The sequence below is a fragment of the Burkholderia sp. MSMB0856 genome, from assembly GCF_001524645.2.
GTDB lineage: Bacteria > Pseudomonadota > Gammaproteobacteria > Burkholderiales > Burkholderiaceae > Burkholderia > Burkholderia diffusa.
The window spans coordinates 681875-694448 of the sequence record NZ_CP013427.1; the positions used below are offsets into that span (position 1 = coordinate 681875).

Genomic DNA, 12574 nt, shown 5'->3' on the forward strand with positions numbered 1-12574 from the left:
CCTAGAATCCTTTCCATGGATTGCACCGGATCGGCGGTCCGATTTGCACGTTGAGTGCAGGTGTCAAAGGAGGATGTCATGATGCGGTCGGTATTGCAGCACGCGCAGCGGAACATCCCGTCGCGCGACGAGGTCGTAAATCGCGCGAGGGCCGCGGCCCGGAGCCTGCGCCCGATTGCGTTCGCGTATCTGGCGGACCGTGTGTATGGCGGATGAGTGCCGCGGCATGCCGGTTCCGTGTTCCCCGACTCACCGCAGTTCAGCCATGAGGGAGCATTGCATGTCCGAAGTCCCGCAGCCCGCATCGAAGGCCACGCCGCCTGCCACCCCGTAGCACGACAGGACCAACCTGTTCCGTTTCATCCCCCCGCAATGCTCCACGAACCGCGCCAGGCAAGTGGGGGCTTACGAGCAAGTAAAGGAGAAAAAAGCATGTCGACCGAATCGAAATGTCCGTTCAACCATACGGCGGCCGGCGGCACGTCGAACAAGGACTGGTGGCCGAACCAGCTCAATCTCAACATCCTGCATCGGCATTCGGCGCTGTCCGATCCGATGGACAAGGATTTCGACTACGCGGAAGCGTTCAAGAAGCTCGACCTCGCGGCGGTGAAGCGCGACCTGCAGGCGCTGATGACGACGTCGCAGGACTGGTGGCCGGCCGACTTCGGCCACTACGGCGGCCTGTTCATCCGGATGGCCTGGCACAGCGCCGGCACGTACCGGACCGCCGACGGCCGTGGCGGCGCGGGCGGCGGGCAACAGCGCTTCGCCCCGCTGAACAGCTGGCCGGACAACGGCAACCTCGACAAGGCGCGCCGGCTGCTGTGGCCGATCAAGCAGAAATACGGCCGCAACATCTCGTGGGCCGACCTGATGATCCTGACCGGCAACGTCGCGCTCGAGTCGATGGGCTTCAAGACTTTCGGCTTCGCCGGCGGCCGCGTCGACACGTGGGAACCGGACGACGTCTACTGGGGTTCGGAAAAGATCTGGCTGGAACTGAGCGGCGGCCCGAACAGCCGTTACTCGGGCGACCGTGACCTCGAGAATCCGCTCGCGGCCGTGCAGATGGGTCTCATCTACGTGAACCCGGAAGGCCCGGACGGCAACCCCGACCCGGTCGCGGCGGCGCGCGACATCCGCGAGACGTTCGCGCGGATGGCGATGAACGACGAAGAGACGGTCGCGCTGATCGCCGGCGGCCACACGTTCGGCAAGACGCACGGCGCGGGCCCCGCATCGAACGTCGGTCCGGAACCGGAAGCGGCCGGCATCGAGCAGCAGGGTCTCGGCTGGAAGAGCACGTACGCATCGGGCAAGGGCCGCGACGCGATCACGAGCGGCCTCGAAGTCACGTGGACGTCGACCCCGACCAAGTGGAGCAACGACTTCTTCAAGCACCTGTTCAGCTACGAATGGGAACTGACGAAGAGCCCGGCCGGCGCGCATCAGTGGGTCGCGAAGGGTGCCGACGCGGTGATTCCGGATGCGTTCGATCCGGCGAAGAAGCATCGCCCGACGATGCTGACGACCGACCTGTCGCTGCGTTTCGACCCGGCCTACGAGAAGATCTCGCGCCGCTTCTACGAGAACCCGGCCGAGTTCGCCGACGCGTTCGCGCGCGCCTGGTTCAAGCTCACGCACCGCGACATGGGCCCGCGCGCCCGCTATCTCGGCCCGGAAGTGCCGGCCGAGCAACTGCTGTGGCAGGACCCGATCCCGGCTGTCGATCACAAGCTGATCGATGACGCCGACGTCGCGGCGCTGAAGGCGAAGGTGCTTGCATCGGGCCTGTCGGTCGCGCAGCTCGTGTCGACCGCATGGGCGTCGGCCTCGACGTTCCGCGGTTCGGACAAGCGCGGCGGCGCGAACGGTGCGCGCATCCGCCTGGCGCCGCAGAAGGACTGGGAAGTGAACCAGCCGGCCGCGCTTGCGACGGTGCTTGAGACGCTGGAAGGTGTGCAGAAGGCGTTCAACGATGCGCAGACGGGCGGCAAGAAGGTGTCGCTCGCCGACCTGATCGTGCTGGCCGGTGCGGCCGGCGTCGAACAGGCCGCGAAGAACGCGGGTGTCGCGGTGACGGTGCCGTTTGCACCGGGCCGGATGGACGCGTCGCAGGAGCAGACCGATATCGAAGCGATGGCCGTGCTCGAGCCGGTTGCGGACGGTTTCCGCAACTACCTGAAGAGCGCGTACAAGACGCCGGCCGAGGCGCTGCTGGTCGACAAGGCCCAGCTGCTGACGCTGAGCGGGCCGGAGCTGACGGTGCTCGTCGGCGGCCTGCGTGTACTCGGCGCGAACGTCGGTGACTCAACGCACGGCGTGTTCACCGATCGTCCGGGCTCGCTGACCAACGACTTCTTCGTGAACCTGCTCGACATGGGCACGGAGTGGAAGCCGGTGTCGGCCGCGAACGACGTGTTCGAAGGGCGCGATCGTGCGTCGGGCCAGGTCAAGTGGACGGGTACGCGCGTCGACCTGATCTTCGGTTCGCACTCACAGTTGCGTGCGCTGGCCGAGGTGTACGGCAGCGCGGACGCGAACGAGAAGTTCGTGCGGGATTTCGTCGCGGCCTGGAACAAGGTGATGAACCTCGACCGCTTCGACCTCGCGTGAATGTCGCGATGCGGTAACGCAGTTTCGCTGTAACGTGAAACGGCCGGTCGCACGACCGGCCGTTTTTTCTTCAAGGATCGTGTCGAAGGAGTGACGATCATGACGCAAATGATGCTGAACATGCGCACCGCGTTCACGCCGGCCGAGTGGGCGCGGCGTATCGTCGGTTTCGCGATCGTCGTCGGCGGTGCGGCCGAGCTGGTCGCGCAGGCGCTGCACGCGCTCGCGCCGCTCGTGTCGGGCGCCGGCGGCTGAGCGCGCGAATCGCTCGCCGGACCGGACCGGCGAGGCGTGAACGGATGCCGTGCGACGCGGTATGCGAATTGCTCGACGCATTTTCTCCGCTTCAACATTTCGAGTGAGGAGTTCCGAAGATGGCCAGGAAAGGCAACGCCACGCAGATCAACATCGGCATCAGCGACAAGGACCGCAGGAAAATCGCGGACGGCCTGTCGCGCCTGCTTGCCGATACGTTCTCGCTTTACCTGAAGACCCACAATTTCCACTGGAACGTCACGGGTCCGATGTTCAACACGCTACACCTGATGTTCGAAGAGCAGTACAACGAACTGTGGCTCGCGGTCGACTCGGTCGCCGAGCGCATTCGCACGCTCGGCGTCGTCGCGCCGGGCACCTTCGCGGATTTCGCGAAGCTGTCGTCGGTGCCGGAAGCGAACGGCGTGCCGGCGGCCGAAGAGATGATCCGTCAGCTCGTGGAAGGGCACGAGACGGTCGTGCGCACGGCGCGCGAAATCTTCCCGATCGCCGACGCGGCGAGCGACGAGCCGACCGCCGACCTGCTGACGCAGCGCCTGCAGACGCATGAAAAGACCGCGTGGATGCTGCGGTCGCTGCTCGCGTAAGTTCGACGCGGCCGGTCGCCCGCCGCGCGGCCGGCATCGGCGGGCAGTCCGACCTCAAATCGGGGCCGGGTTGCCTGCATCGGATCGAATCCTGCCTTGGCCGCCCGTGCATGTTCGCCGCGTATCTGTCCCTTGATCGGCGGGCGGGACTGCTTCGGCCGCTTGCAGCGGGCCTGAGTGGCCGACGCGCGTACCGCGGCACGCGGGCGCGGGCCATCCCGACATGACGCGAACCGCGCCTCGGCTCTAAAATGCCGGGATTATCTTCCCGGTGCTTCGCCATGCTTGCCCGCTTTCCCCTGTATCTGCGGCTCGTCCGGATGGACAAGCCGATCGGCAGCCTGCTGCTGCTCTGGCCGACGCTCAACGCACTGTGGATCGCATCGGACGGCCATCCGCGCTGGCCGCTGCTCGTGATCTTCGCGCTCGGCACGCTGCTGATGCGCTCGGCCGGCTGCGCGATGAACGACTATGCCGATCGCGATTTCGACCGTCACGTGAAGCGCACGGCCGACCGGCCGCTGACGTCGGGCAAGATCCGCGCATGGGAAGCCGTCGCGATTGCGGTGGTGCTGTCGTTCATCGCGTTCCTGCTGATCCTGCCGCTCAACACGCTGACGAAGGAGTTGTCGGTCGTCGCCTTGTTCGTCGCGGGTTCGTATCCGTTCATGAAGCGATTCTTCGCGATTCCGCAGGCATATCTCGGCATCGCGTTCGGCTTCGGCATCCCGATGGCGTTCGCGGCCGTCCAGGACACGGTGCCGATGCTCGCATGGGTGATGCTGATCGCGAACATCTTCTGGTCGGTCGCGTACGACACCGAATACGCGATGGTCGACCGCGACGACGACATCAAGATCGGCATTCGCACGTCCGCGCTGACGTTCGGCCGCTTCGACGTCGCGGCCGTGATGGCGTGCTATGCGGTGACGCTCGGCATCTACGTATGGATCGGCGTGACGCTTGGCTTCGGTCTCGCGTACTGGGCCGGCTGGGCGGCGGCGGTCGGCTGCGCGCTGTATCACTACACGCTGATCAAGGGGCGCGAGCGGATGCCGTGCTTCGCGGCGTTCCGGCACAACAACTGGCTCGGCGGCGTGCTGTTCGCGGGGATCGCCGCGCATTACCTGCTGGCGGGTGCGGCCGGCAACTGACGCGACCGCGCGCCGATGCGCGATGCCAGCAAAAAAGCGGCCTCGGCCGCTTTTTTGTTGCCGGTGCCGGAAACCCGGCGGCGGTCGCGGCGCTTATGCGCGGCCGAGCTCGTCGCCCATTTCCTTCGCGCGTGCCTCGGCTGCGAGCGCGCCGCGCACGATCGCTTCCTTCACGCCCTGCGCGTCAAACGACGCGAGCGCGGCGGCCGTCGTGCCGCCCTTCGACGTCACGCGCTCGCGCAGCACGCTTGCCGGCTCGCCCGATTGCGCGGCGAGTTGCGCGGCGCCCGCGAACGTCGCGACCGCAAGCGCGCGGCCCTGTTCGTCGTTCATGCCGAGGCGGCGCGCGGCTTCCTGCAGCGCTTCGATGAAATAGAACACGTAGGCCGGGCCGCTGCCCGAGATCGCCGTGACCGCATCGAGCTGCGCTTCGTCGTCGAACCACACGATCTCGCCGACCGCGCCGAGCACGTTCGACGCGAGCTCGCGACCGGCCGCGTCGACGCCCGGCAGCGCGGCGAGACCCGTCACGCCCATGCCGACCAGCGCGGGCGTGTTCGGCATCGTGCGTACGACGCGCGCGTAGTCGCCGAGCCAGCGGGCGAGGTCGGTGCCGCGGATGCCCGCCGCGATGCTGATCACGAGCTGCGATTTCAAATGCGGCGCGAGCGCTTGCGCGACGTCCTTCAGCACCTGCGGTTTCACCGCGAGCACGATCGCGTCGTAGGCCGCGAGCGTCGCGTCGATGGCCGCGCCGGTGCGGATGCCGAACTGCTGCGCCGTGCGCGCGCGGGCGTCCTCGTTGACGTCGATGGCATACAGGCCGTCAGCGGCGACGCCGCGCTTGATCAGGCCGCCGATGAGGGCCGCGGCCATGTTGCCGCCGCCGATGAATGCGATTTTCATGATGTCCGATTGAGCAGATGAGTGAACGGAAAGGCGGAAAAGGGCAGCGCTCAGTGCGAATAGTCGCGCGCGCCGAAGATCGCGGTGCCGACGCGCACGATCGTCGCGCCTTCGAGCACCGCGGCTTCGAGATCGGCGGACATGCCCATCGACAACGTGTCGAGCGGCAGGCCCTCGGCGCGCAATGCATCGAACAGCGCGCGCAGCGCGCGATGCGGCACGCGTTGCGCGTCGGTATCGCCGGCCGGTTCGGGAATCGCCATCAGGCCGCGCAGCCGCAGCGCCGGCAGCGCGGCGACCGCGCGCGCGACATCGGCCACGTCGGCCGGCGCGACGCCGCTTTTCGACGCCTCGCCGCTGATGTTCACCTGCACGCACACGTTGAGCGGCGGCAGGTGCGCGGGGCGCTGTTCGGCGAGGCGCTGCGCGATCTTCAGCCGGTCGACCGAATGGACCCAGTCGAACCGTTCGGCGACCGGGCGCGTCTTGTTCGATTGCAGCGGCCCGATGAAATGCCATTCGAGGTCCGCGCGCAGGTCGGCGAGCGCGTCGATCTTGTCGATCGATTCCTGCACGTAGTTCTCGCCGAACGCGCGTTGTCCGGCCGCATGCGCGGCGCGCACGTCGTCGGCGGGAAACGTCTTCGACACGGCGAGCAGCGAGACGGTGGCGGGATCGCGGCCGGCCGCGCGGGCGGCGTCGGCGATGCGGCGGTGAACGGAATCGAGACGGGCGGCGAAGTCGGACATGACGGGCACGGAAGCAGGCACGGGGAAGCGATTACGGCGGCGAGTACGGTGACGAATGCGGCACGGCACGCGCCGCTTCGATTCGCCCATTATACGGACGCCGCCGCGGGTGCCGCGCTAGCCGTACAGCAGATGCTCGACGAGCTGAATCCAGTGAGTGACCGGAATCTGCGTGCCGCTTTGCAGGTGCGCGATGCAGCCGACGTTGCCGGACACGATCATCTGCGGCTCGAGCGCCTGCAGCTTCAGCAGCTTCTGCTTGCGCAGCCGGTACGACAGCGACGGCTGCGTCAGCGAATAGGTGCCGGCCGACCCGCAGCACAGATGACTGTCGGCCGGCAGCCGCACGTCGATGCCGAGCGTCTCGAGCAGGCGCTCGACCTTGCCGCGCGACTGCTGGCCGTGCTGCAGCGTGCACGGCGGGTGATACGCGACGGTATGGATCGCGCGGCGCCGCGCGAGCGTCGAGAGCTCGGCCTCGAACGCGAGCAGCACGTCGGAGATGTCGCGCGTCAGCGCGACGATGCGCTGCGCCTTCTCCGCATACGCCGGATCGTCGCGCAGCAGGTGCGCGTATTCGAGCACCGTCGCGCCGCAGCCCGATGCGTTCATCACGATCGCCTCGGCGCCTTGCTCGACGTACGGCCACCACGCGTCGATGTTGCGGCGCGCGTCGTCGAGCGCTTCGTCGTGATAGTTCAGGTGCAGGCGGATCGCGCCGCAGCACCCCGCGTCGGGCGCGACGATCGTCTCGACGCCGAGCGCATCGAGCACGCGCGCGGTCGCGATGTTGATGTTCGGCAGCATCGACGGCTGCACGCAGCCGGCGAGCATCAGCATCTTGCGCGGATGCGTGCGCTGCGGCCATTCGAGCAGCCGCGTGCGCGGCGGCACCTTGTCGCGCAGCCGTTTCGGCAAGAGCGGCCGCACGTGCTGGCCGAGCCGCATGATCGGCGAGAACAGCGCCTCGTTCGGCACGAGGCTGGCGAGCACGCGGCGCACGAGCCGCTGCTGCACGGGGCGCTGCACTTGCGCCTCGACGTGCTTGCGGCCGATCTCGACGAGCCGGCCGTACTGGACACCCGACGGGCAGGTCGTTTCGCAGCTGCGGCAGGTGAGGCAGCGGTCGAGGTGCTGCTGCGTGCTGCGCGTGACGGGCGCGCCTTCGACCATCTGCTTGATCAGGTAGATGCGGCCGCGCGGGCCGTCGAGTTCGTCGCCGAGCAGCTGGTAGGTCGGGCACGTCGCGGTGCAGAAGCCGCAATGCACGCATTTGCGCAGGATTGCGTCGGCCTCGTCGCCGTCGGGCGTATTGCGGATGAAATCGGCGAGGTTCGTTTGCATCGAGCCCTCAGAGATCGGGGTAGAGCCGGCCGCGGTTGAAGATGCGCGCGGGATCGAACGCCGTCTTCAGCCCGCGGTGAATCTTCATCAGCGGCGCGGGCAGCGGCGTGAACACGCCCGCGCTGCGGTCGTAGGATTCGCCCGCGCGGAACAGCGTCGCATGGCCGCCGGCCTGCTTCGCGCTCATGCGCACCGTCTGCGCGTCGGCGTCGGTGATCCACCAGCGCTGCGCACCGCCCCATTCCATCAGCTGGGTGCCGGGCAGGTGCATCGGTTCGGTGATCGACGGCAGCGCGAGGCGCCACAGCGCATAGCCGGGCGGAATGCCGTTGAAGAACGGATCGGTGTGCTCGCGCAGGCCGGCCCAGAAGCGCTCGGCCTCGACCGCGTCGACGACTTCGCCGCCGAGCAGCGTCTTCGCCGATTTCACGGCGGCCTCGGCGCCCGACAGCCGCAGCACCAGCGTGCCGTTGCGCCAGGCGCTCGCGCTGACCGGCAGCGGATGGCCGCCCCATTCGTTGAGCTTGCGCACCGCGTCGGTCGCGGTCATCTCGAACTTCAGCGTGACTTCGGCGACCGGCACCGGCAGCACCTTGATCGACAGGTCGAGCATCAGCCCGAGCGTGCCGAGCGCGCCGGCCATCAGCCGCGACACGTCGTAGCCGGCGACGTTCTTCACGACCTGCCCGCCGAAGCGGAGCACTTCGCCGCGCCCGTTCATCAGCGTGACGCCGAGCACGAAGTCGCGCGGCGCGCCGCAGGTCGCGCGGCGCGGGCCGGCGAGGCCCGCCGCGATGCAGCCGCCGACGGTGGCCGCGCGGCCGAAATGCGGCGGCTCGAACGCCAGCATCTGGCCGCGCTCGGCGAGGACGGTTTCAAGCTGCGCGAGCGGCGTGCCCGCGCGGACCGTGACGACGAGCTCGGCCGGGTCGTACGACACGATGCCCTGAAACGAGCGCGTGTCGAGTATTTCGCCGTCCAGCGCCTGGCCGTACCAGTCCTTGGTGCCGCCGCCGCGAATCCGCAGCGGCCGGCCGTCGGCACTGGCGGCACGGATGCGCTCGGCCCATCCGGCGACGATGTCGTCCTCTTCCATGTTCTGTTGCTGCCTCGTTGTTGTCCGGTCGATTGTACCGGGGTGGCGCGAATCCACATCGCGACTATCCCTAAGCCCCGTCTGACGAAGGCGTGCGGCCGCCACGCGCGCGGCCGGCACGGGCCGCGCGACTGCGCGGCGCTCAGAAGCGCGGCAGGTCGGGGTGCGGCAGCAGCCCCCCGCGCACGTGCTGGCGGCCGTACTCGGCGCAACGCGCGCGGGTCGGGATGCCCTTGTCGGGATTGAGCAGCCCGGCCGGATCGAACGCGCGCTTGACCGCGAAGAACGCATCGCGCTCCTGCGGCGAGAACTGTACGCACATCGAATTGAGCTTTTCGATGCCGACGCCGTGCTCGCCCGTCACGCTGCCGCCGAATTCCACGCAGCATTCGAGGATTTCCGCGCCGAACTGTTCGGCGCGGTGCAGCTCGTCCGGATCGTTCGCGTTGTAGAGGATCAGCGGATGCATGTTGCCGTCGCCGGCGTGGAACACGTTGATGCAGCGCAGCCCGTAGCGCGTCTCGAGTTGCTCGATGCGCGCGAGCAAGGGGCCGATCGCGCGGCGCGGCACGGTGCCGTCCATGCAGTAATAGTCGGCGGAAATGCGCCCGGCGGCCGGAAACGCGTTCTTGCGGCCGGACCAGAAGCGCAGCCGCTCGCTTTCGTTGCGCGATACCTGGATCCGCGTTGCGCCATGTTCGCGCAGCACGGCCGTCATGCGGACGATTTCCTCCGCGACTTCCTCGGGCGTGCCGTCCGATTCGCACAGCAGGATCGCCTTCGCGTCGAGGTCGTAGCCCGCATGCGTGAACGCCTCGACGGCCTGGGTGGCCGGCTTGTCCATCATCTCCAGCCCGGCCGGGATGATGCCCGACGCGATGATCGCGGCAACCGCCTCGCCGCCCTTCACGACATCGTCGAAGCTCGCCATCACGAGCTGCGCGGTCTGCGGTTTCGGGATCAGCTTCACCGTGATCTCGGTGACGATCGCGAACATCCCTTCGCTGCCGATCATCACCGCGAGCAGATCGAGGCCCGGCGTGTCGAGGCCGAGCGAGCCGAATTCGACGATCTCGCCGTCGATCGTGACCGCGCGCACGCGCATCACGTTGTGTACCGTCAGCCCGTATTTCAGGCAGTGGACGCCGCCGGAATTCTCCGCCACGTTGCCGCCGATCGTGCAGGCGATCTGCGACGAAGGATCGGGCGCGTAGTACAGCCCGTACGGCGCGGCGGCTTCCGAAATCGCGAGGTTGCGCACGCCGGGCTGCACGGTGGCGGTGCGCGCGTACGGATCGACCTCGACGATGCGCGTGAAGCGCGCGAGCGACAGCACGACGCCGTTCGCGATCGGCAGCGCGCCGCCGGACAGACTCGTGCCCGCGCCGCGCGGCACGATCGGCACCTCCATGCGGCGGCAGATCTGCACGATACGCTGCACCTGCGATTCGGTTTCGGGCAGCGCGACCGCGAGCGGCAGCCGGCGGTACGCCGACAGGCCGTCGCATTCGTACGGCGCGGTGTCTTCGTCGCGGAACAGCAGGCAATGCGTCGGCAGCACGGCCATCAGCGCCTGCACGACTTCGCGCTGGCGCTGCGCGCGGGTCGCGCTCGACAGTTCGACGGAAGCGTTCATCGGGTCTCCTGCGGGCGGCGCGGCGGCGCGCCGCCATGTCAGCACGTGAAGATCTTGCCGGGATTCATCAGATTGCGCGGATCGAGCGCGAGCTTGATCGCGCGCATCGCGTCGATCGCATTGTCGCCGTGCTCTTTCGGCAGGAAGCGCATCTTGTGCAGGCCGACGCCATGCTCGCCGGTGCAGGTCCCGCCGAGGCGCAGCGCGCGTTCGACGATCCGGTCGTTGATGCGTTCGGCTTCGTCGATTTCCTCGGGCTTGTCGGGATCGATCAGGATCGCGACGTGGAAATTGCCGTCGCCGACGTGGCCGACGATCGGGCAGGGCAGCGACGACGCGCGCAGGTCGACTTCGGTTTCCTCGACGCACGCGGCGAGTTGCGAGATCGGCACGCACACGTCGGTCGTCACCGCGCGGCAGCCGGGTTTCAGCTGCAGCATCGCGAAGTACGCGTTGTGGCGCGCGGCCCAGAGCCGCGTGCGATCCTCGGGGCGGGTCGCCCATTCGAAGCCCTGGCCGTTGTTCTGGCCCGCGAGCGTCTGCACGAGCTCGGCCTGTTCCTTCACGCCGGCTTCGGTGCCGTGGAATTCGAAGAACAGCGTCGGCGCTTCGGCGAGCGTCAGGTTCGAGTGGCGGTTGATCGAGCGCACCGCGAGCGAGTCGACGAACTCGACGCGCGCGATCGGCACGCCGATCTGGATCGTCTCGATCACGGTGCGCACCGCGTCGCCCATCGACGGGAACGTGCAGATCGCGGCCGACACGGCTTCGGGCAGCGGATGCAGGCGCAGCGTGATCTCGGTGATCACGCCGAGCGTGCCTTCGGAGCCGACGAACAGCCGCGTGAGGTCGTAGCCGGCCGACGACTTGCGCGCGCGCGAGCCCGTCTTCACGACACGGCCGTCGGCGAGCACGGCGGTGAGGCCGAGCACGTTCTCGCGCATGGTTCCGTAGCGCACGGCGTTGGTGCCCGATGCGCGGGTCGCGGTCATGCCGCCGATGCTGGCGTCGGCGCCCGGATCGATCGGGAAGAACAGGCCGGTGTCGCGCAGCGCTTCGTTGAGCGCCTTGCGCGTGATGCCCGGCTCGACCGTGACGGTCAGGTCTTCCGCGTTGATCGACAGCACGCGGTTCATTTCCGACAAGTCGAGCGAGACGCCGCCGCGCACGGCGAGCAGGTGGCCTTCGAGCGACGAGCCGGCGCCGTACGGGATCAGCGGCACGCCGTAGAGCGCGCACAGCAACACGACTTCGCAAACTTCATCGGCGTTGTGGGCGAATACGACGGCGTCGGGCAGTTGCGGATCGAACGGCGATTCGTCGCGGCCGTGATGGGCGCGGACGGCGTCGGCGGTCGACACGCGCTCGCCGAAGGCGGCGCGCAGCGCATCGAGCATGGCGGAGGGCAGCGGGCGGCGCGCGGTGGCCGGCGGGGCAGGGTGATTCACGAATGTCTCCTGACGACTGCTTGTCAAACTTTCGGCCCATTCTACGCTGTAACGCCCGCTGCACCAGCCGCCGCGGGCTGCGATAATCGCGTTCCTGGGCAACCGGGCCGCATCGCGGCCGCGCACGAGAGGACATTCGCATGGGTAACCGCTTGAGCAAGATCGCGACGCGCACGGGCGACGACGGCACCACGGGCCTCGGCGACGGACGGCGCATCGGCAAGGACGACGCGCGGATCGCCGCGATCGGCGACGTCGACGAACTGAACTCGAACCTCGGCGTGCTGCTCGCCGAGCCGCTGCCGGACGACGTGCGCACCGCGCTCGTCACGATCCAGCATGACCTGTTCGATCTCGGCGGCGAGCTGTGCATTCCCGGCCATGCGGTGCTCGACGACACGCACCTCGCGCGCCTCGACCGGTGGCTCGCCGACTACAACGCGACGCTGCCGCCGCTGAAGGAATTCATCCTGCCGGCCGGCTCGCGCGCGGCGTCGCTCGCGCACGTATGCCGGACGGTGTGCCGCCGCGCGGAGCGCTCGATCGTCGCGCTCGGACGGAACGACGCGCTCAATGATGCGCCGCGACGTTACGTGAACCGGCTGTCGGACTTGCTGTTCGTGCTGGCGCGCGTGCTGAACCGCGCGGGTGGCGGTTCGGACGTGCTGTGGGAGCGCGGGCGCGTCCGCTGACGCGCGGCCGCGTTCTTGCGCACTGCGACAATTTGCCCGGGGGGCCGTCGATTTTTAAAGATGTATC

The 12574-nt window shown here is 68.3% G+C and carries 11 protein-coding genes; 5 read left to right on the plus strand and 6 right to left on the minus strand.

Annotated features, from left to right (window positions below):
• The first annotated feature begins 432 nt into the window (after nucleotides 1–432).
• From katG to ubiA, 4 genes are all read left to right on the plus strand, one after another.
• Nucleotides 433–2619 carry a catalase/peroxidase HPI gene (gene katG / locus WS87_RS04290; protein WP_059820469.1) on the plus strand — a complete coding sequence of 729 codons (2187 nt, stop codon included), beginning with the start codon at nucleotides 433–435 and terminating at the stop codon, nucleotides 2617–2619.
• A 99-nt stretch (nucleotides 2620–2718) separates the two neighbouring features.
• Nucleotides 2719–2874 carry a hypothetical protein gene (locus tag WS87_RS33925; RefSeq protein ID WP_175909117.1) on the plus strand — a complete coding sequence of 52 codons (156 nt, stop codon included), beginning with the start codon at nucleotides 2719–2721 and terminating at the stop codon, nucleotides 2872–2874.
• Nucleotides 2875–2993: 119 nt separating this feature from the next.
• Nucleotides 2994–3482 carry a non-specific DNA-binding protein DpsA gene (gene dpsA, locus WS87_RS04295; protein WP_059465436.1) on the plus strand — a complete coding sequence of 163 codons (489 nt, stop codon included), beginning with the start codon at nucleotides 2994–2996 and terminating at the stop codon, nucleotides 3480–3482.
• 281 nt (nucleotides 3483–3763) lie between these two features.
• On the plus strand, nucleotides 3764–4636 hold the full coding sequence (ubiA, locus tag WS87_RS04300) for a 4-hydroxybenzoate octaprenyltransferase (protein ID WP_059535384.1): 873 nt from the start codon (nucleotides 3764–3766) through the stop codon (nucleotides 4634–4636).
• A 93-nt stretch (nucleotides 4637–4729) separates the two neighbouring features.
• Here ubiA and proC read toward each other — a convergent pair whose 3' ends face one another.
• From proC to WS87_RS04330, 6 genes are all read right to left on the minus strand, one after another.
• The gene (proC, locus tag WS87_RS04305; protein WP_059689053.1) at nucleotides 4730–5542 is read right to left on the minus strand and encodes a pyrroline-5-carboxylate reductase; all 813 of its coding nucleotides are present in this window, start codon (nucleotides 5540–5542) and stop codon (nucleotides 4730–4732) included.
• A 50-nt stretch (nucleotides 5543–5592) separates the two neighbouring features.
• Nucleotides 5593–6291, minus strand: a complete 699-nt coding sequence (locus WS87_RS04310) for a YggS family pyridoxal phosphate-dependent enzyme (protein WP_059535387.1) — start codon at nucleotides 6289–6291, stop codon at nucleotides 5593–5595.
• A 117-nt stretch (nucleotides 6292–6408) separates the two neighbouring features.
• Nucleotides 6409–7635 (minus strand): glycolate oxidase subunit GlcF, encoded by a 1227-nt coding sequence (gene glcF / locus WS87_RS04315; RefSeq protein ID WP_059535389.1) that lies wholly within the window; start codon nucleotides 7633–7635, stop codon nucleotides 6409–6411.
• Between the two features lie 7 nt (nucleotides 7636–7642).
• The gene (gene glcE, locus WS87_RS04320; protein WP_059820470.1) at nucleotides 7643–8731 is read right to left on the minus strand and encodes a glycolate oxidase subunit GlcE; all 1089 of its coding nucleotides are present in this window, start codon (nucleotides 8729–8731) and stop codon (nucleotides 7643–7645) included.
• A 142-nt stretch (nucleotides 8732–8873) separates the two neighbouring features.
• Nucleotides 8874–10367: an FAD-linked oxidase C-terminal domain-containing protein gene (locus WS87_RS04325; protein WP_059535522.1), complete on the minus strand. Its 1494-nt coding sequence runs from the start codon at nucleotides 10365–10367 to the stop codon at nucleotides 8874–8876.
• Between the two features lie 38 nt (nucleotides 10368–10405).
• Nucleotides 10406–11815 carry an FAD-binding oxidoreductase gene (locus WS87_RS04330; protein WP_059820471.1) on the minus strand — a complete coding sequence of 470 codons (1410 nt, stop codon included), beginning with the start codon at nucleotides 11813–11815 and terminating at the stop codon, nucleotides 10406–10408.
• Nucleotides 11816–11955: 140 nt separating this feature from the next.
• On the opposite strand from WS87_RS04330, the gene WS87_RS04335 reads away from it, so the two are divergent.
• Nucleotides 11956–12507, plus strand: a complete 552-nt coding sequence (locus WS87_RS04335; RefSeq protein ID WP_059535394.1) for a cob(I)yrinic acid a,c-diamide adenosyltransferase — start codon at nucleotides 11956–11958, stop codon at nucleotides 12505–12507.
• Nucleotides 12508–12574: the final 67 nt, after the last annotated feature.